We start from the raw sequence: 19,943 nt of genomic DNA on the forward strand, positions 1-19,943 counted from the left end.
TCCAGGAAAATATATGAAATCTTTTCACTAGATAAACACCTGAGATTTTAATTGTTAATCTCAAAGACATGACATATTCAAATCACCGTCTTGCAGCAGAAGTCAGGATTCAGGATTCAGAAGTAAAACTGGCTTACTGTCCGGCTTAAAATTTAGATTCTGTACCTCATTAATCTGCAATCTGCTCCCTTCCAATCACCCTCTTAAATAATTAATTATGTGGTGATTTACAAAAATAAATCTTCACCAATTAAATGAAAATGTCATAGCGTTGATAAATATCAACTAAACATAAACATTAATGTATGGGTTATTATTTTTTATCTTGAACTTATAGAGGTTTTATCAAATTTCCACTGCTTAAGTCATGCCAGTTTGACACAAATTCCCTATTAAATAAAAATAATAGCAGCAAGTATAGTGTTTACACCATATCTGCTGCTTGATTGGAGCGAAAACTCCGATTGTTGACTTTTAATCCAACTATTAAAAATTCATAAACAGCCTGTTGAATTTGCTGTGTGAATTTTTAATTACTAATGTTTAATTCTGTTTTGCGTTACTAGACTTTTGCTTGTAACGACTTCAGTAATTCAGTATTCACACCCGATTCACGAGTCAGAGAAATTTTACCTGTGCGAGCAATTTCTCTCAATCCAAATTTCTGTAGCACTTGCACAATCGCTACCATTTTACCAGGATCACCAACAACTTCCAAGGTCAAAGAATCTTCAGCCACATCTACAATTCGCGCTCGGAAAATCTGAGACAATTCAATAATCTCCGAACGATTAATGCTAGTAGCATTAACCTTGAGAAGCATCAATTCTCTTTCTACACAAGGAATTTCTGTAATATCCTGCACTTTGAGAACATTAACCAACTTATATAGTTGTTTAGTAAGTTGCTCAATAATGCGATCATCGCCAGGGACAACCATCGTAATTCGGGATACTCCATTCTGTTCCGCAGGTCCCACAGCCAGGCTTTCAATATTAAAACCCCGACGAGCAAATAAACTAGCAATGCGGGATAGAACCCCCGCTTCATCTTCCACAATAACTGACAGCGTATGTTTCATCGGCGACTAAAGGAGCATGACATGAACGCAGACCGGCACTCATGACTGCAAAGCGAGTTTCTACTACGCTGCATTGTCGGTCTGAATTTTTATTTTATACTTAATAATTGCAATCATTCCGTTCCTGTGGAAAACTTATCTATAAGAATAATATTTAATTTTTGTATCCCTTACGGGAGGTATCAGCCATAAATATCCGTAAGATGTGTTGGCGACAGAGTAATACACCATGATCATAAATATCTAACTCTTAGCAGGAATATTACTAATTTAGATATATCTATTTTCAAAGGTAGATGCAGCCTTTAAATTAACGCCATATATTGTCATCAGCAGTGAAAATTGACAGGAACAAAGTATTTATGGGTTGGTTACAAAGAATGTTTGGCTTAGAAAAATCGGAAAGCACCCAAGTTAATCCAAATTCTAGCTATGATGCTAATACACAAACCATAGAGCCAGAACGTATAGGACTAAATGGAGAATATGATCAAAGTGGTTTAGCCAAGCGAGTAGCATTAGCATTTGATCAAGATCCTGACCTTAATGATATTGATACTCTCTGGGTTGCTCAAACAGGTAGCATTGTGGTACTAAAAGGTCAAGTTCCCACTCAGGATATTCTTAATCAACTAGTTGCCGTAGCTCACACTGTTGATGGCACTACAAATGTTGATACTACACAAGTTAATTTAAATTAGATTAATTAGGGTTTGCTGAATAAGTTGTTGATGAGGACAGGAAGTAGGGGTAGATGTTTACCAATTACCCATTACCCATTACCCATTACCAATCCAATCTAAAATCGCCTGGTTAACTTGTTCTGGTGATTCGTCATGGGGACAATGACCGACATCTTCCAGATATAGCAATTGCAATCTTTCATTGTAGCCCACAAATTGATTTGCTAGTTTTGGCGGCACAAATCGGTCTTTTGTTCCCCAAATTAACAGCATAGGAATTGTTAAGTTTGGTAAAATTTTCTTGACACTAGGACTAAAGTTAATCCCTGTTGTGGCTTTGAACAAGGCTCTAAAGGCACGAGCAGATCCCCTATCCTGGGGTGGTCCTGCTAAAATATCTATAAGTTCATCAGTAATAGCTTCGGGATTGGCATAAGCTAAACTAGCCCAAGGGCGCAGCACACTAGGACGACGCACAAAATAAAATATCGGTTTCAATATTAATCTGGAAGTAAATATACTTTTAATCCCGCTGACAAGAGGTTGCAAAGCAGTCGGAATCATTTCTTGTTCCAAATTAGGATCAGGTAAACTGATCATCACTATCCCCTGTATCATGTCAGGATGGTTGGCGGCTGCGACGAGAGAAATCAGTGAACCGATGGAATTACCTACCAAAACAACTGGTTGACGGATAAAAGTTTTCCAAAAATCGTAAACCTGCTCTACCCACAGTTCCACATTGTAGTTAGTTGCAGCTTTTTCCGAAGCCCCAAAACCAATCATGTCCAAAGCGTAAACCGTGTGAGACTTACCCAAAACCTCTAAATTATGTCGCCAATGACCAATGGAAGCGCCGAAACCATGAAGTAAAATTAAGGGTGTTGTTCTTGCATAATCATGGGGAGGACGAATATAAGTATAACGGGTTTGCCAACCACGCCACACCCAATCCCTTTGATTACCAACTCTTTGCTGCCAATCTCTTGCGGTAGTCACAGTTATCTCTTAGTGATTAAGTAGGTGAACACAATAAAACCAAACTGTGTAAAGAAACGTAAAATCGCTGAAAACTTCTTTACTCTTGCCTCTTGCCTCTTGCCTCTTGCCTCTTGCCTCTTGCCTCTTGCCTTGCTATGACGACAATTTTCAACGCCAACCTACTTAGTTGGAAACTACTAATTTTGTGCGTTGTTTCTTAATATGTTACATTATATTTGGTTAGCTTCAATGTATACCTAATTTTGCTATCATAGAAACATCTTCTAGATATCATACCTCTATGTATCTCAGAAGAAAATTGTAACAATAGTTATTAGTGTCAAATATCATGTAATTTACATTAAATAATGCAGTGGAATCAACTCAGAGTCCGGCTATACAGTCAACGACTTGATCGAACTTCTCTTATAAATTTGCTACACTAGAGAGGGATATTCATTTTCCAATTCTGAGTTACTGTTGTATTTTGCCTTCAATGGCATATCAGACTAAACTAACTAAATCAAGACCAGTCCAAAATCTTAACTAAAGAGCTGCCACTAATCATAATGCCTGTGATTGAGAAAAAAAGAACTCGCGATCTGCCCCAAATTAACGAACGGATTCGCTTCCCGAAAATTCGGGTGATTGACACTGATGGCGCACAACTGGGAATTATAACTCCGCAGGAAGCGATACAATTAGCAGAGGAAAAGGAATTAGACCTAGTGCTAATTAGTGACAAGGCTGATCCGCCAGTATGTCGAATAATGGACTATGGGAAATATAAGTTTGAGCAGGAGAAGAAGGCGCGGGAAGCCCGGAAGAAGCAGCACACAGCTGATGTAAAAGAAGTGAAGATGCGCTACAAGATAGAAGAACATGACTATAATGTGCGCGTTAAACAAGCCGAACGCTTCCTCAAAGATGGCGATAAAGTTAAGGCTACTGTGATGTTCCGAGGGCGGGAAATTCAACACAGTGACTTGGCAGAAACGTTGCTTAAACGAATGGCTACGGATTTAGAGCCTTTTGGTGAACTTCAGCAAGCACCGAAGAAAGAAGGGCGGAATATGATGATGCTGATTTCACCAAAAAAATAATTTTGTCAACAACCTAGTACAGGTTGGCGTAAATAATATGACTATTAAAAGCTCCGAAAATTTGATTGATTAAGGGCTTGAAAATGGTTCGTTCACTTACACCGTGTTGTACTAGAGCTTATGGCTTTAAAGCTCGGTCAATGTCTTCATGGAAGAGTAGCCGAGAAGCCCACACTCACCTGTTCGCGCAAGCGTGCCGCAAGGCATAAGGGAGTGTGTGGAGTATGTCACTAATAGGATCTAAAATTGACACCGGGAAGATTTGTCCCATTCCCTCAGCATTCATCCATAATTAGATTTATGTCAATTTATTCTAAAATGATAGTCCTGACGGCTGAGTGCGAAAAATAATCCTCAGTTGTTCAGGACTTTTGCTATGTTATGAAACAAGAGTCACCGGGTACTATTAAAGCACAGGAAAGTTTATGGGTGAATCTAGTACAGCATGGCGCAAATAAAGCAACCATTCTTAATAGCCATTACGGGTTGGGGTAAATAAATTTCATGCTGTTATTGATGAATCGTTTCTGGGCGCAGACCCTGCGCCCCTACTTTCTGAATTTTTCATGGTCAGAATCTACTAGTACAGCTTGGCGGAAATAATATGACTATTAAAATTTTCTCTGTTCTCTGTTAAGAGTTTCCTGCCTTCACGGTTATATCATGCTAAAGAACAGGGACGCGATCGCTATTGTATGGCAGAATAGGGTATTGCCAAGAGTTTTTGCTAATTACCAAATTATTTGCTAATATTTTTCAAAAGATAATATTAAAATTAAGGTAAATTTGTACCACTATGTTAACATCCGCAATTGATACTAAAGATGTAAATGCTATGCAATCGGTACAGGAAGGGGTGGTAGTGTGCGATCGCTCCCCCTGGGGACTTATCCGTATTTCTGGCGATGATCGTCTTCGCTTCTTACACAATCAAAGCACTAATGATTTTCAATCTCGCAAACCTGGTCAGGGCTGCGATACTGTGATGGTGACATCTACAGCCCGCACGATAGATTTAGTCACTGCTTATGTCTTAAATGATGCTGTTTTATTATTGGTTTCCCCTAACCGTCGTCAGGAACTTATGAAATGGTTAGATCGGTATATCTTCCCTGCTGATCAGGTTAAATTAACTGATGTGACAGAAGAAACAGCAATATTAAGCCTCATTGGACCCCAAAGTCATGCTGTTATCGAAAAATTGGGGGCTGGTGATTTAATTGGTCAACCAAATGGTAATCACATTTTGGTTGGTGGGGTGATAGTTGCGGTGGGTAGCGGCTTGGCTGCACCCGGATATACACTGATTTTACCCCGCGCTGAAAAACAAACATGGTGGGAGAAAATACGGTCATTGGGGGCTGTGGAATTGGGCGATCGCAATTGGGAAATGTTACGAATATTACAAGGTCGTCCCGCTCCCGACTCGGAACTCACGGATGATTATAACCCCTTGGAAGTGGGCTTATGGCAGGCAGTTTCCTTTAATAAAGGTTGTTATATCGGTCAAGAAACCATTGCCAGACTTAATACATACAAAGGTGTAAAACAATACCTTTGGGGAATTCGTCTTAGTGCTGGGGCTGAACCAGGAACAGTAATCACCATTGGCGAAGAAAAAGTAGGTAAACTCACTAGCCATACAACCACTCCTGATGGTCATTTTGGACTAGGTTACATCAGGAGTAAAGCTGGTGGAGTTGGCTTAAAAGTGCAAGTTGGAGAAGCAGCAGGAGAAATAATTGCTATTCCCTTTGTCTCCCACGAATATCCATAAATTCATGTCTATACTGCAAACGGTTCATAGTTTAACCAAATATGAAACCCCTCTGGTAAACCTCTCCCCGCAACGGGGAGAGGCTTTGAACCTTGTTCTTTGTATGAGAAAAAAGTCCAGCTTCTAGCCGTTTTGAGTATAATTGTCCATTACCCATTTCCCCTACCTGGACACAATTCATCTATCCAAGAAGGCAAAATATTGCTATGAGTAGATGAAATCCGGGTAATATTTGGGCTGGGAAATCCCGTAGTTATCAATCGTTTATTTATTTGTTCCCTTCCCAATCCTAGAGGCAGCTTAACTGAAGAATGGTCATGAATTGGTGTAGCAACTGCAATCACAGAAATGCCTGTAGTCATTTTCAATAACACCTGTTTATGTTCTTTGGGTACAGGTGAATCTGTCAGGACTATATGAGCCGGAGAGGTACTAACAATCTCATTTTTGGCGGTAGAATGCTGGGATTTTAATAAGTTTAGCTCCTGTTCAGGATTGAAGTGTAAACACAAAGCTACAATTATCTGATCAGGATCATTGTTTAAATCCAAAATGAAAGGGAGAATTTTTTTTAACTCTGGTTCTAAAGTAGATAAAGTCGCTAAGATGTAACCAGAAGAAGGTCGGCGAATACCATAATAATCTTTCCATATCCGCATTTTCACTAGCCAAGAACGATTTTGTTCGTAATAAATTAGCCACTTCTTTTTTAATGATTGACGTAAATGCTGAATATCCATTCATTCCCTCACTTCTTACTGTACCAAATTACAGCATTTATATATTTTCAGTGATCTTTATCCCTGGGGATGAAACCGATAATAAAGCATTTTCTTCACTCTTTTACCACCTAATAAATGTTGTTCCACCAATCTGGGTACTTCTTCGGGTAACACCCGACAATACCAAACCATTTCGGGTAAAACTAGCACCATTGGACCATTACCGCATTGACCTAAGCAGCCACTAGATGTAACTGTCACATTAGGTATAGGTAAATCGTGTAAAGCTGCTAAAACTTCCTTTGCACCTTGTTTTCTACAAGTACGATGTTGACATACTTTTACAGAAATCAGAAGAGGCTGTTCCTGGGTTTGGATATTTGATATTAATTCATTCATCGCCTTTTTGACTATAAACGCCAGTTATTTAGTAAGTAGGTTAGCATTGAAAATCGTCGTTATGGCAAGGCAAGAGGCACTCATGCAAGAGGCAAGAGTGAAGAGGGTTTGGGCGATTTTACTTTTCTTTACACAAATTGGTTTTATTGTGTTCACCTACTTATTAGTGAATAACCCAAATCTTGAATTCTTTGATAATGAGATAAATTACCTGTAACTAAGGTAAGATTATGACTAATAGCAATAGCAGCAATCATGCAATCAGGATAACCAATCCTCTTTCCTGTTATTTCTAAATCAGCATAAATTTTTCCGGCTAATACAGAAGCTGTTAAATTAAAAGATAATATTTCCTGTGAAATTAGGATGTTTAAAAATTGCTGAAGACGTTCTTTTTGCTGACGTTTCTGCCATCCTTCGACAATTTCCATAACTGTAATTGCAGAAATTGTATATTTCTCAAACTGGCTTAAGTAAATATCGGCTTTGGCAATAATCTGAGGATTTGCCCGTTTAATAATTTCTGAAAGAATATCAGTATCAAGTAGGGATTTCTCTACTTTATTCATTTTATCAACTATATCCTCTTTTTTCCATTGCCTCAACGACAATTTCATCAACGATTTCTGGAACATCCGCATATAATCCCATTAAGGGATCTTTCTTTTCCTGAATTTCTGCTAAACGTTCAATTACTTGAGTAATCAATTCTGATAACGTTGACTGATTGACTATTGCAATAGTTTTTGCCCGTTCAAAAGTCAGTCTATCTAATTCAAGTTCTATTTTTTCCATGATGGATTTACCCCTTAGTTAGGAAAACGGACAACGGTAATAATTCTGATTATATCATTTCGATCAGTAATAACTGTTGACCGTTCCCTGTTTTTACCCGCTAGTAACTTTTTTATCCAGACGTTCAGCCAGCCATAATTTAATAATAGAATCAGAAGTAACACCCAAACCCTTAGAGGTTGTTTGAAAACTTTTTCGTGTGGGATCTGACACCCGCAGATCCCCCTAAATCCCCCTTTCCAAGGGGGACTTTGAGGAATTTAGCCCCCCTTTGTAAGGGGGGTTGGGGGGATCTCGATTAATTCTGATACTTTTCAAACATCCTCTTAGCTTCATGTTCTAAAGCTGCAATCATCCAAATTGGGAAATCAATATTAATTCGTTTTTGTTCATTAACAGGAAAACCGTCACCACCATCATCAACTAAGCAAAAACAGCCACCAAAACCGGAATTACCTCCTCGTCCTTCCTTGCCTTAAAAATAGGCTAAATCGCCACTATGATACTATATGTTGTATGTGTGGCGATCGCTAAAAAATCCTAACTGATCACTAATCCTTTACTGGCTAACCATGCACTATTAAATATTCGTGACTGATAGCGAGAACCACTGTCACACAAAATAGTCACAATAGTATGTCCTGGACCCAATTGTTTAGCTAAAGCCACAGCCGCACCGACATTAATTCCTGTTGAACCACCCATTAATAAACCATCTTTTCTTAATAGTTGATAAACAACACGCAAGGCTTCAGAATCATCAATTTGGATGGCATCATCAATGGGTGCGCCTTCCATATTAGCAGTAATCCGACTATTCCCAATACCTTCAGTAATAGAATTACCTTCGATTTTGATTTCCCCAGTTTTGATATAGCTATATAGTCCACTACCTAAAGGGTCAGCCACCACACATTTAACGCCCGGATTTTGTTCTTTCAGGTACATTGCCACACCAGCATAAGTACCACCCGTACCAGTTGCCGCTACCCAGCCATCTATTTTACCATGAGTCTGTTGCCAAATCTCTCTACCTGTGGTTTCATAATGGGCAATACGATTGGCTAAATTATCAAATTGATTAGCCCAAATGGCGTTTTCCATTTCTGCCGCAATTCTACCAGATAGTTTGACGTAATTATTCGGATCTTTGTAAGGTACAGCAGGAACAGGACGAACTTCCGCACCCAGGGTAGTTAAAGCATCTATTTTTTCTTGGGATTGGGTATTGGGAATAAAAATCAAGCATTTATAGCCTTTGACATTGCAGATATGTGCCAGCCCAATTCCCGTATTTCCCGCTGTTCCTTCTACTACTGTACCACCGGGTTTGAGGAGTCCTTTTTTTTCTGCATCTTCGATAATATACAGCGCAGCCCGATCTTTGACAGAACCACCAGGGTTCAAAAATTCGGCTTTAGCCAATATTTCACAACCTGTTTCTTCACTAAAACTGTTTAAACGAATTAATGGGGTGTTACCAATTGTACCAACAAATCCATTTTTGATATCCATTTTGCATCTACCTGAGTTTTTCCCGATCTGCTTGCAGCAGCGCTTCGCTATCAAATTTTGACATTTCTAGCCATTTTTATGTGAATGAACCAAATCTTGATTTTGTTTCCCGCAAAGTCGCTAAGAGGGTGTTTGAAAAGTCATGATTGCTGTATCAAATATTTTACCCCTCCCTAACCCTCCCCTTATAAAGGCTACGGTGTACACACAAGTAATCCTGGCAGAGGTTTCAGCCTTTTTTCATCCAGGAATTTAAGCTTCACGACCGCATAATTTCATTGTGCCGATTTCTGATCCTTTCTGGACTACCTGTAGGAATTGCAGCAATTAGTTTTTGGGTGTATTCTTCTTTGGGGTGGAGATAAATACTTTCAGATGTCCCTGACTCCACTATTTTCCCTTGATTCATCACCAAAATGCGATCGCTCAAAAATTTGACTACACTTAAATCATGGGAAATAAAAATGTAAGTTAGTTGAAAATCCTCTTGTAATTCTTTCAATAAATTTAAAACTTGCGCTTGCACAGATACATCTAAAGCTGAAACAGATTCATCACAAATAATAAACTTAGGATTTAAAGCCAAAGCGCGAGCAATACAAACCCGTTGACGCTGACCACCGGAAAACTGATGAGGATATTTTTTCATATCATTCGCACTTAAGCCCACTCGTTCCAACAATTCCACTACCCTAGCTTGTCGCTGTTGTTTCGACTTCCCCACCCCATGAATCAACAGAGGTTCTACAATCGCTTCCCCAATCTTCATCCGGGGATTGAGGGAACTAAAAGGATTTTGGAAAATAATCTGCATTTCCCGTCGTAAATGCTGCAAACTTTTCCCAGTCAGGTGAGTAATATCCTGTCCATTAAATAATATTTTACCGCTCATCGGTTCGATTAATCGCAGCAACGTTCTCCCTAAAGTAGTTTTACCGCAACCAGATTCTCCCACCAATCCCAAAGTTTCTCCCGGAAAAACATCAAAGGAAACCCCATTTACAGCCTTATGGTAACGTTTTGTGCTGCCAAATACTCCCTTGACTGGAAAACCGACTTCCAAGTTACTAACGGACAATAGAGGTAGTTGTGAACGAATATTTGCTAATCTGGCGTTCATCTCTTCCCCAGTAATTTCCGCTGGTTGTGCAGGTTCTTTAGTCTGAATTGTCACTTTTCCAAATTCATCTTCTGTTACACTCATGTAGTCAGAAACAGTCAGTAGTTTGTGGGGACGACGATTCAGACTAGGACGACAAGCTACAAGTCCTTTAGTATAGGGATGTTGGGGGTTATTAAAAATTTGTGTTGCTGCACCATATTCAACAATTTTACCTTTATACATTACCGCTACTTGGTCAGTAATTTCCGAAATTAAACCCAAGTCATGGCTAATAAAAATCATTGCCATATTGCGACTTTGTTGCAGTTCATATAACAATGCTAGAATTGTCGCTTGCACAGTTACATCTAAAGCTGTGGTTGGTTCATCAGCAATTAATACAGATGGATTACAGGAAATAGCCATTGCAATCATGATTCGTTGCAATTGTCCTCCAGATAGCTGATGAGGATATCTTTCCAACATAGCTTCTTTGTGTTCTTTCACCAACTGTGCCAATTTAAAACTACCGGGTGCTGACAAATCATGATCAAGATACTGTTCCTCAATTTGTTCATCACTAGGTAAAAGTTTAACTTCTTGCAACCCGGCGATCGCAATTCTTTTTGCTTCAGTTGCATTCACATTTTGATGGCGTATAATAGCTTCTTGCAGCTGAAACCCGATACTATAAACCGGATTTAAAGAACTCATTGGTTCTTGAAAAATCATCGCAATATCACCACCTCGATAAAGCTGCATTTCGTCAGGTGATAATGCTAATAAATCCAACGGTTGTCCACTTGTCCGAGAAAATAAAATTTCCCCTCCACTCACTTTTCCCGGATATTGCAACAAACCCATAATTGCTAAAGCCGTAACTGACTTTCCACTTCCCGACTCTCCCACTATTCCTAAAGTCTCACCCTGATGTAGCTGAAAACTAATATCATCAATAGCTTTTACTTTACTGCTATCACTGATAAATTCAACTTGTAGATTGCGAACCCCTAAAACTATTTCTTTCATAACACCAATTACCAATTACCAATTTACAACTTCCGCAAAACATCTGGTAGCAATTGTCCTGGAAGTTTAGACAAAGCTAAATTTTGTCCTTGAATTCCTAACTCATTGTGAAAAGTACGAATTGTGTTAACAATATAACCGATTGTTGTTTGATAGTTTTCTGTTTTTCTATCAAATCCACTGAGCGCGTGTAAATGATTTTCTAAAGCAGCTTCTAAATGTTGAGACAGTGTTTTTTTGTCACCATTAAAAGATAAATTTGTCACTAAATCATGATGAGCTAATGCTAAATTATTGTGTGTCACATATAAATCAAAATTTAAAGGCAGATTACTAAATGAGTGAGCTATATTCACAGTTTCTTCATAGGCATTAATACATAATTTTATGAGCTTTTGTTGATCTTCCTTTGTTGTTTGCGGCTGATTTGCTAAATGCCAGTAAGCGATACCCAGATTATTTTGAGTAGCAGCATAGGCTTGGGGAACATCAGCAGATGTCCGATATTTTAGTGCTTCATTATAAACCTGAATTGCTAACTGGAGATTTTCTACTGGTTGTTCATACTGGGAAAGATTCCAATAAGCAGTACCAATATTATTTTGAATCATGCCATATTTTAGGGGTTCATCTGTCGGTTGATAGTGAATAACTGCTAATTTATAAGCAGCGATCGCCCTTGTCAAATGTTCCACAGGCTGATTATACTGTCCTAGATGCCAGTAAGCTGTACCTAAATTATTCTGACAAGCAGCATATTTTAAAGGTTCTATATCCTCCTGTCGGTAACGCAACGCCTCATCATAAGCCACAACCGCAAAACTCCAGTTTTCCACCGCGTCAGCAAACCTAGCTAAATCACCATAGGCAGTACCAAGGTTATTTTGAATACGAGTATAAGTTTCCGGCTGAGTATCACCTGTAATCAACTTGAGTGCTAACTTATAAAAATCTATCCCTTGCTGAATATAAATCTTTGCTTCTTCAGAATTATCGGGGATACGGTGCAACATCCAGTAAAGAGTCCCCAAATCATTCAAAACATCTGGAAGTTGTGGAGAACTTTCATCATAACTAACAGCCTCCTGATAAGCTAGAATTGCTATCATTAGATTTTCCGCCGTTGCTTTTCCTTCCTCAATCTGCAACCGATAGAAATTACCAAGATTCTGATAAGCTATCCCTAACTCTTCCTCCTTAGCCTTTTGAATATGTAACTGTTCAATTTCTCCAAGTATTTGTTGAATTTGATCACTATTATCAGCAGTTATTGTTTCCTTAATTAATCCTTGCAACTCCTGATTAATATGAGATAAGGCAAGTTCGCGCTGATTATTCGTAATTTGAGGAGATGGAACAGGAGATTTTTCTGGTATTTCTGTGCTTAAATATGTAGTTGTTGTTAAAGGTAAATCAGGTTTATTTGTGGCTTTAATGTCTGGAGAAATTTTTTCCTCATTCACAATTAAATTATCTAAATTTTCTCGTTCTAAACTACGGGAGTCAGCCACAACCTCTGAATAACCCCTATTATCTATAGTTGGTGTCGGTTCTCCCTCAAATACAAATACACCCGTGCGACAATGCCAAAATTTGGGTGCTGATTGCTGAATTGCCGACAACCAAGGACGAGAAACCCAAAATAACAAACTAGATTCTAAAAAGCGACTAGATTTATAACCAGATAAATGTTGTTCACTTAAATGGAGATAATTCAAAAATAAACGTTGGACTGCAACTGGTTCTTTAGTCAGCATTTCCACCCCCACAATCTGAAATCCTGGAATTGGTAAAGGACGACCAGGATTCTCTGTTGAACCTCCAACCAGTGGAGGTGGGTAATTAGCTAACCATTGGTTAATTTGCGCGATGGGATTAGGATCACTGAGATTTAATCGTATTGTCACCAATCGTGGATAGGCTGGTGTGCTAAAGTCTCCCACATTATCTCGTTGATATAAAACCTTGCCCACTGGATAAGCAAGGGTCGAGTGTAAACGTGCTGCTATCCGGTTTCTTAAGTGTAAATCATCACATATAGCAAATAAAATTTGTCTACGTAAACCCAGACTCAGAGCAAGTTTTAGGCGTTGATATACTTGCCGATTCAAACCAGTGTTTTCTGTGTGGACAGTTTCATTCACGCTTGTATTTAGTTGGGTTTTACCCCTTGTTTCTGTATACATCCCGACTGAATAAATTAAATATTAATGTCACATCTCATAATTTGGATTTTCACGGAGATGCTCTCTTTGTCAGGATGAATCAAGTTTTACGGGCTAGAATATCAAAAAAAAGACTATAATTATACTTGTATTTTGCCATTCTAGCAAAAAATCAGGCTCTTGATCAAAATAAGAACCTGAAATCAGAAAAGGCGATTAAAGGGCAGTTTTTCAATTAGCTAACATTAGAGACAGTGAAAGCGACAAAAATTACCCCTCCAATTAAAAGCACCGCTGCAATTCCTAAGATAATATAAGTACGCTTTTGGGAGTTTGTTGGTGGTTCAGCTTGATAAAGCTTGGGTTCTTTAGCAAAGTTATTGAGAAGACCACCCTCTTCGTTTGTGTAAGGCATGAAGTGATTCCTTATTATCTTTCTTTACTTAATGTTAAATAAATTTTACAGCACTCTCATAAAAATAAAAAAATAATTAGAGACTTCCAAATAAAAAAATGTCCCAAAACTGATGCAGAAATTCTCTCTCTGTGTACTCTGTGCCTCTGTGGTTCGTTTCTTAGGATAATTTATTTCTTGGAAGTCTCTTACATGAATCTACATTCCTGGTATTTTGATTTATCTCTTTTCACTTTTGGTAGACATAAAAAAGACAAAATTAAGAGGATGTTTGAAAAGTGGTATCCCGTAATTTTTATCACATTGTTACCCCCCCTTTCCCCTTATGAAGGGAAACAAGAAAAATCCAGTTCCCTCCCCTTCCATCGGCCACGGTGTACACACAAGTTATCTAATCACCATTATTCCTCAAATTACCCCTCCCTAACCCTCCCCTTTGCAAGGGGAGGGAACTAATTTTTCCTTAATCCCCCCTTGATAAGGGGGGATTAAGGGGGGTAATTTAACTTGTGTGACACCGTAGCCTTTGAGGAGAGGGCTAGGGAAGGGGGGGTTAGGTTTCTGAAGATTATCGGTTCATATAATACTTTTCAAACACCCTTGAGAGGATAACAAAACTAACCTGTAATCGTTCCCGTCAAAGGAGAACTAGCACTAGCGTAATTCTTCATGGGCATTCTGCCGGCTAAGTAAGCCATGCGACCGGCTACTGTTGCCAAATTCATCGCATAAGCCATTGCTGGAGCATTCTCAGCCAGGGCGATCGCACTATTAATTAATAACGCATCCGCCCCCAATTCCATCGCCTCAGCAGCCTCAGAGGGCGCACCGATGCCAGCATCTACCACTACCGGAATATTGGCATTTTCAATAATAATCTGAATATTGGCGGTAGTTTTTAGCCCTTGTCCCGAACCAATGGGGGCAGCTAAAGGCATGACTGTGGCACAACCTACTTCTTCTAACCGCTTGGCTAACATAGGATCAGCATTAATATAAGGCAATACAGCAAAACCTTCTTTTACCAACTGTTCCGCGGCTTGCAAAGTGCCAATGGGATCAGGTAGTAAATACTTGGCATCAGGTATAACTTCCAACTTGACAAAATTATTATCTTCCTGTCCTAATAACTTAGCCATTTCTCGTCCCAACCGTGCCACCCGAATAGCTTCCTCCGCAGTTTGACAGCCAGCAGTATTGGGTAACATCCAGATTTTACTCCAATCCAAGGCTTCGGCTAAACCTTCATGTCCTGGGGCGTTAGTTTGTACCCGTCGCACAGCCACCGTGACAATTTGACAACCGCTTGCAGTGACACTTTGCTGCATTTCTTGGATATTACGATATTTACCTGTTCCCGTCATTAACCGAGATTTAAAGCTTTTTCCCGCAATAATTAATGGTGAATCGGGAACAATTAAATCTGATATTTCTGGGTTACGGTGTCCGTTAGTAGCAGGAGTTGCGTGAATTAACATCGGTGTAGTAGTAGATGACACAGTAGAAAAGCGAGAATAATGAAAATTAGCTAAAAGAGGATCTGCTTTTTGTTCACAAATCAAATCAGCAATTAATGTGGCTGTAATTGGTGCAAGTAAAATCCCATTGCGGTGATGACCAGTCGCAAAAGTTAAATTATCACAATCACTATGACCCAAAATAGGTAATTCATCGGGGGTAGCGGGACGAAATCCCCACCACAGTTCTTGAATAGGATAATTTTCTAATTGCGGATATAGGCGAATGGCTGATTGTAGTAAATTTTGAATTCCCCCAGGGGTATTATCGGCAGTAAATCCTACATCTTCACTAGTTGCACCAATAATGATAGAGCGATTCCTTCGAGGAACAATGTAAATATTTTCACCAAATAACACCCTAGTTAAGGGTAATTCAGTCAGAAAATCTGGGACTCGCAAACTCAGCATTTGTCCTTTGCGGGGACGCACTGGTAAAGGTAACAACTGATTTACCCAAGCACCGGCAGTTAAAAGATAATGGTCAGCGCGAAATAAACCAGTATTAGTTTGTACACCAATAACTTTTCCCTGTTGTTGAGAAATCGCCGCCACTGTAATTCCATCTTGGAAGACAACACCCAAAGAGTCAGCCGCAGTCCGCAGAACTTTAATTAACGCCCGGTTATCAACTTGCCCATCTTCAGGATACCACCACCCCCCCACCACATCTGCACCCAAACCTGGTTGATATTGGTTAATAGCATCTTGATCTAACCAGCAAGCCGTTTTGTCTCCTGTGTCTTTAGGTTGTTGATAAACTGGTGCGAGGATACCACAAGACCAATAGCCTGTATTGTTTAAATCTTTTCCCGTAGTTAATTCTGCTAGTTTTTGTGTCCAGTCTAAATATAAATTACGCGATCGCCTACATAAATCCAACATTGCCTCATTAGGAATATTTTCCGCATCAGGAGCTAACATTCCCGCTGCGGCATGGCTGGCTGCCGCAGTAAAATCACGGCAAAGTACAGTTACATTTGCACCCCGTAATCGCAGTTCAACACCGCAAGCCAACCCAATAATACCACCACCAATAATTAAAACATCATTAGTCATTAGTCAGTAGGGGCGCAGGGCCTGCGCCCAATCATTAGTCATCAGTAAATAACTAATAACTCATAAATGGCTCACAAGGGGCGCGAAAATTGGTCATTGGTCACGGGAATTTTAGATTTTAGATTTTAGATGAAAAAAATTTGGTATAACTCCCCGTCCTTGAGGACGGAAAAATACTCGCTGCGTTGCGTACGCTTCGCTAACGTCAATCCCAAATCGTTCGACTGAGCGAAGTCGAAGTCCAAAATCGTCAATCCCAAATCGAGTGACCTTTGACTTAATTTTTCCCTAATTACCACAAAGCGCGAATTGGTTCTTTCTTCTGACCTTCATTACCACTAGCACTTGAGTTACTCTGTGTAGTGTCAGTTTCATTGGTAGAACTGGAACTGTCATTACTACCACTTGTTTCTTGAGTAGTATTAGAAGAATTGTTAGTAGTCTCCGTAGAAAAATTACCTTGAGCTACACTAGTACGGCGGCTTTCACTGGCAGAATTACTTCCGCTGGAAGTTTCTGACTCATTACCACTAATATTTTCTGAATCCTTCCCATTGGCAGCACTATTAACATTAATATTAGCCGGGAGAACACTAGATGCTTTCCGTCCTTGAGGAACATTAGCAGTTTGTTGTCCGCCCATAGGAAAATTAATCCCCAGTAACGTACCTAGCAAAATTGCTACGCCGCCAGCCATTAAAATCAAGGGTGTCCATCTACCCATCTTGTTTCTCTCCTTGTAAACCTTCTGGTGTCCAAACTAATTGAGAACCTTGATCCCAAAACCCATGAAAAGAATTTTAGATTTTAGATTTTAGATTTTAGATTTTAGATTACAAAAATTTGGTACAATCCCCGTCCTTGAGGGTGGAGTCAATCCCAAATCGTTCGACTGAGCGAAGTCGAAGTCCAAAATCGTCAATCCCAAATCAAGTGACAAGCTAAACCCAAGCAACTTGCAGGAAAGTTGGCAAGAAGGGAACGTCGTGTTCACTTACGCCAATTTGCTGCGGCTACTCACCTTCTACCTTAACCGCATAAGTACCATAAGTGCCAATGCCTCTACTCAGATTTAACAGGATTTTGGGTAGTATTCCCCTGGGTTGTCTTTTGCATTAAAACAGCCTAGTACCGCAAAGCGGAAGTCAAAAGTCAAAAGTCAAAAGTCAAAGGTAATATTGAGCAAGCTTTTTGGCGATTGAGAATGCTTGGTTTATTTACGCAGTGCTGTACTAGAATTGAGTTATTAACAATAGTCATTAAATCCTCACCCTATAGAAGTTTTCGCAGCTTCTACGATACATATAGTGGTCAGGTAGACTGTGTTAGCTTATGGATTGGTACTGCCAACACTTTCAGAGGGAAACAGGAAAAAAATGTTAGCCATTGTTAGCATTTTTTTATCGGCATATTGAAATTACCGAAATAGCGTTTTGTAGTATGTTGGCATATCGCCGCAAAGTTGTCTCTTAGGTGTAAGTGTTGAAGCAAAGGTTCACCAAATTTTTATGACCAAAACTCCCTCAAATCAACTTTGGCTCTACGACACTACTCTCCGCGACGGGACTCAACGGGAAGGATTGTCAGTGTCCATAGAAGATAAGTTACGCATTGCTCACAAACTTGATGAATTAGGTATTCCTTTCATTGAAGGTGGTTGGCCGGGAGCAAATCCCAAAGATGTCCAATTTTTCTGGCAACTTCGAGAAAATCCCCTCAAACAAGCAGAAGTTGTCCCCTTTTGTTCCACCCGTCGTCCTCATACCAAAGCCGGAGATGAACCCATGCTGCAAGGGATTTTGGCAGCAGGAACGCGCTGGGTGACAATTTTCGGTAAATCCTGGGATTTGCACGTTACAACCGGACTCAAGACCAGCCTAGAGGAAAATCTAGCCATGATTGGTGATACCATCGAGTATCTCCGTTCTCAAGGACGACGGGTAATTTACGATGCTGAACACTGGTTTGATGGTTATAAGCAAAATCCTGATTATGCTCTACAGACGCTCAAAGCAGCAGTCACAGCAGGTGCAGAATGGTTAGTTTTATGTGATACCAATGGGGGGACTTTACCTCATGAAGTTTCGCAAATTGTGGAAGATGTTGTCAAGGGGACTGGGGACTGGGGACTGGGGACTGGGAATGAGGAAAAAACTCTTACCCAATCACCAATCACCAATCACCAATTACCACTTCCCAAAATCGGCATACATACCCATAATGATTCAGAAATGGCGGTTGCTAATGCCTTAGCAGCAGTTATGGCTGGAGCTAAGATGGTACAAGGAACAATTAACGGTTATGGGGAACGTTGCGGGAATGCAAATCTGTGTTCTGTGATTCCCAATTTACAACTAAAATTGGGTTATAGTTGTATCGGTGAACACCAGCTAAATCAACTTACAGAAGCTAGTCGGTTTGTGAGCGAGGTTGTTAATCTCGCACCTGACGAACACGCACCTTTTGTTGGACTTTCAGCTTTTGCTCATAAGGGTGGGATTCATGTCTCTGCGGTGGAACGTAATCCTTTAACCTATGAACATATTCAACCAGAATTGGTAGGAAATCAACGCCGTATTGTCATTTCTGAACAGTCTGGTTTAAGTAATGTCTTAGCTAAAGCTAAAACTTGTGGGATTGAATTAGATAAAGATCATCCTCAAGCTAGACAAATTCTCCAACGCATGAAGGAATTGGAGAGTGAAGGCTATCAATTTGAAGCCGCAGAGGCTAGTTTTATTCTTTTGATGTATGAGGCTTTATCATGTCGTCAACAGTTTTTTGAAGTTCAAGGTTTTCAGGTTCATTGTGATTTAGTAGAGGTGAAAGAAACTACTAATTCTTTAGCGACTGTTAAAGTAGCTGTTAATGGTAAAAATATTCTAGAAGCCGCAGAAGGTAATGGACCAGTAGCGGCTTTAGATGCGGCTTTGCGTAAGGCTTTAGTGAATTTTTATCCTCAAATTGCCGATTTTGAGTTGACTGATTATAAGGTGAGAATTCTTAACGGAAATACGGGAACATCTGCCAAAACTCGTGCCTTAGTAGAATCGGGTAATGGTCAACAACGGTGGACTACTGTAGGAGTTTCTAGTAATATTTTGGAGGCTTCTTATCAAGCTGTGGTTGAGGGTTTAGAATATGGATTATTGCTGCATTTCCAAGCTGAAAAGACGTTGAAAGTTTAGGAGTTGATAAATTTTGGTAGGGATGTCTAATGTCTCTACCTAATTACAGCGATTTCCAATCTTATGAGGTACATCTTAGAGGTTGTTTGAAAACTTTTTCGTGTGGGATCTGACACCCGCAGATCCCCCTAAATCCCCCTTGAAAAGGGGGACTTTGAGGAATTTAGCCCCCCTTTGTAAGGGGGGTTGGGGGGATCTCGATTAATTCTGATACTTTTCAAACATCCTCTTAGCCCCCTCATCGCTTGCGGGGAGGGGGTTGGGGGTGGGGTTCTTGTTCCGGGTTTGATGACAATTTGCTGTAAGAGGTTGTTTGAAAAGTATTAGATGAAACCGATAATCTCCAGAAACCTAACAGTAGGTATCAATTCTGTCTTTCCTCTTCCCTGACCACACAAGTAAATTCACAGAA

Annotated in this window: 16 protein-coding genes; 4 read left to right on the forward strand and 12 right to left on the reverse strand. The window is 39.8% G+C overall.

From position 1 onward, the window contains the following. Positions 1-562: 562 nt before the first annotated feature. Complete coding sequence (gene ilvN, locus AA650_RS00200; protein ID WP_027403392.1) at positions 563-1,081, reverse strand: acetolactate synthase small subunit; 519 nt, start codon at positions 1,079-1,081, stop codon at positions 563-565. Between the two features lie 362 nt (positions 1,082-1,443). On the opposite strand from ilvN, the gene AA650_RS00205 reads away from it, so the two are divergent. After that, positions 1,444-1,782 (forward strand): phospholipid-binding protein, encoded by a 339-nt coding sequence (locus AA650_RS00205; protein WP_053537496.1) that lies wholly within the window; start codon positions 1,444-1,446, stop codon positions 1,780-1,782. Between the two features lie 78 nt (positions 1,783-1,860). On the opposite strand, the gene AA650_RS00210 is transcribed toward AA650_RS00205, so the two are convergent. Beyond that, positions 1,861-2,763, reverse strand: coding sequence for an alpha/beta fold hydrolase (locus AA650_RS00210; protein WP_027403394.1), 903 nt, complete (start codon positions 2,761-2,763; stop codon positions 1,861-1,863). 551 nt (positions 2,764-3,314) lie between these two features. Here AA650_RS00210 and infC point away from each other — a divergent pair. Together infC and ygfZ are read left to right on the forward strand one after the other, a co-directional pair. After that, positions 3,315-3,848, forward strand: coding sequence for a translation initiation factor IF-3 (infC, locus tag AA650_RS00215; RefSeq protein ID WP_015083285.1), 534 nt, complete (start codon positions 3,315-3,317; stop codon positions 3,846-3,848). 796 nt (positions 3,849-4,644) lie between these two features. Continuing rightward, positions 4,645-5,625 (forward strand): CAF17-like 4Fe-4S cluster assembly/insertion protein YgfZ, encoded by a 981-nt coding sequence (gene ygfZ / locus AA650_RS00220; protein ID WP_053537497.1) that lies wholly within the window; start codon positions 4,645-4,647, stop codon positions 5,623-5,625. Positions 5,626-5,774: 149 nt separating this feature from the next. Here the strand turns inward: ygfZ and AA650_RS00225 are convergent, their stop codons facing one another. The 10 genes from AA650_RS00225 to AA650_RS00270 all read right to left on the reverse strand — a co-directional run bounded on the left by AA650_RS00225 (position 5,775) and on the right by AA650_RS00270 (position 17,067). Beyond that, on the reverse strand, positions 5,775-6,365 hold the full coding sequence (locus AA650_RS00225) for a DUF5331 domain-containing protein (protein ID WP_053537498.1): 591 nt from the start codon (positions 6,363-6,365) through the stop codon (positions 5,775-5,777). A 57-nt stretch (positions 6,366-6,422) separates the two neighbouring features. Continuing rightward, the gene (locus AA650_RS00230; protein WP_052149939.1) at positions 6,423-6,746 is read right to left on the reverse strand and encodes a (2Fe-2S) ferredoxin domain-containing protein; all 324 of its coding nucleotides are present in this window, start codon (positions 6,744-6,746) and stop codon (positions 6,423-6,425) included. Positions 6,747-6,898: 152 nt separating this feature from the next. Beyond that, a complete protein-coding gene (locus tag AA650_RS00235) occupies positions 6,899-7,315 on the reverse strand; it encodes a type II toxin-antitoxin system VapC family toxin (RefSeq protein WP_053537499.1) in 417 nt (138 codons plus the stop codon). Positions 7,316-7,319: 4 nt separating this feature from the next. Beyond that, positions 7,320-7,541, reverse strand: coding sequence for a hypothetical protein (locus tag AA650_RS00240; protein ID WP_027403399.1), 222 nt, complete (start codon positions 7,539-7,541; stop codon positions 7,320-7,322). A 540-nt stretch (positions 7,542-8,081) separates the two neighbouring features. Further along, positions 8,082-9,056 (reverse strand): cysteine synthase A, encoded by a 975-nt coding sequence (locus tag AA650_RS00245; RefSeq protein WP_053537500.1) that lies wholly within the window; start codon positions 9,054-9,056, stop codon positions 8,082-8,084. A 259-nt stretch (positions 9,057-9,315) separates the two neighbouring features. Next, positions 9,316-11,187: an ABC transporter ATP-binding protein gene (locus tag AA650_RS00250; protein WP_053537501.1), complete on the reverse strand. Its 1,872-nt coding sequence runs from the start codon at positions 11,185-11,187 to the stop codon at positions 9,316-9,318. A gap of 23 nt (positions 11,188-11,210) precedes the next feature. Continuing rightward, positions 11,211-13,373 carry a tetratricopeptide repeat protein gene (locus AA650_RS00255; RefSeq protein ID WP_053537502.1) on the reverse strand — a complete coding sequence of 721 codons (2,163 nt, stop codon included), beginning with the start codon at positions 13,371-13,373 and terminating at the stop codon, positions 11,211-11,213. Between the two features lie 214 nt (positions 13,374-13,587). Continuing rightward, a complete protein-coding gene (gene psb34, locus AA650_RS00260; protein ID WP_015083315.1) occupies positions 13,588-13,767 on the reverse strand; it encodes a photosystem II assembly protein Psb34 in 180 nt (59 codons plus the stop codon). Positions 13,768-14,384: 617 nt separating this feature from the next. Then, on the reverse strand, positions 14,385-16,343 hold the full coding sequence (gene thiO / locus AA650_RS00265; protein ID WP_053537503.1) for a glycine oxidase ThiO: 1,959 nt from the start codon (positions 16,341-16,343) through the stop codon (positions 14,385-14,387). A 292-nt stretch (positions 16,344-16,635) separates the two neighbouring features. After that, on the reverse strand, positions 16,636-17,067 hold the full coding sequence (locus tag AA650_RS00270) for a hypothetical protein (protein WP_053537504.1): 432 nt from the start codon (positions 17,065-17,067) through the stop codon (positions 16,636-16,638). Positions 17,068-17,851: 784 nt separating this feature from the next. Here AA650_RS00270 and cimA point away from each other — a divergent pair. Continuing rightward, complete coding sequence (gene cimA / locus AA650_RS00275) at positions 17,852-19,531, forward strand: citramalate synthase (protein WP_053537505.1); 1,680 nt, start codon at positions 17,852-17,854, stop codon at positions 19,529-19,531. Positions 19,532-19,943: the final 412 nt, after the last annotated feature.

This window comes from Anabaena sp. WA102 (assembly GCF_001277295.1).
Classification (GTDB): domain Bacteria; phylum Cyanobacteriota; class Cyanobacteriia; order Cyanobacteriales; family Nostocaceae; genus Dolichospermum; species Dolichospermum heterosporum.

Excerpts from the sequence above, each read along its gene's own strand:
- ilvN (WP_027403392.1), bottom strand. The coding sequence starts at position 1,081 with ATGAAACATACGCTGTCAGTTATTGTGGAAGATGAAGCGGGGGTTCTA.
- AA650_RS00205 (WP_053537496.1), top strand. The coding sequence starts at position 1,444 with ATGGGTTGGTTACAAAGAATGTTTGGCTTAGAAAAATCGGAAAGCACC.
- infC (WP_015083285.1), top strand. The coding sequence starts at position 3,315 with ATGCCTGTGATTGAGAAAAAAAGAACTCGCGATCTGCCCCAAATTAAC.
- ygfZ (WP_053537497.1), top strand. The coding sequence starts at position 4,645 with ATGTTAACATCCGCAATTGATACTAAAGATGTAAATGCTATGCAATCG.
- AA650_RS00225 (WP_053537498.1), bottom strand. The coding sequence starts at position 6,365 with ATGGATATTCAGCATTTACGTCAATCATTAAAAAAGAAGTGGCTAATT.
- AA650_RS00230 (WP_052149939.1), bottom strand. The coding sequence starts at position 6,746 with ATGAATGAATTAATATCAAATATCCAAACCCAGGAACAGCCTCTTCTG.
- AA650_RS00235 (WP_053537499.1), bottom strand. The coding sequence starts at position 7,315 with ATGAATAAAGTAGAGAAATCCCTACTTGATACTGATATTCTTTCAGAA.
- AA650_RS00240 (WP_027403399.1), bottom strand. The coding sequence starts at position 7,541 with ATGGAAAAAATAGAACTTGAATTAGATAGACTGACTTTTGAACGGGCA.
- AA650_RS00245 (WP_053537500.1), bottom strand. The coding sequence starts at position 9,056 with ATGGATATCAAAAATGGATTTGTTGGTACAATTGGTAACACCCCATTA.
- AA650_RS00250 (WP_053537501.1), bottom strand. The coding sequence starts at position 11,187 with ATGAAAGAAATAGTTTTAGGGGTTCGCAATCTACAAGTTGAATTTATC.
- AA650_RS00255 (WP_053537502.1), bottom strand. The coding sequence starts at position 13,373 with ATGTATACAGAAACAAGGGGTAAAACCCAACTAAATACAAGCGTGAAT.
- psb34 (WP_015083315.1), bottom strand. The coding sequence starts at position 13,767 with ATGCCTTACACAAACGAAGAGGGTGGTCTTCTCAATAACTTTGCTAAA.
- thiO (WP_053537503.1), bottom strand. The coding sequence starts at position 16,343 with ATGACTAATGATGTTTTAATTATTGGTGGTGGTATTATTGGGTTGGCT.
- AA650_RS00270 (WP_053537504.1), bottom strand. The coding sequence starts at position 17,067 with ATGGGTAGATGGACACCCTTGATTTTAATGGCTGGCGGCGTAGCAATT.
- cimA (WP_053537505.1), top strand. The coding sequence starts at position 17,852 with ATGACCAAAACTCCCTCAAATCAACTTTGGCTCTACGACACTACTCTC.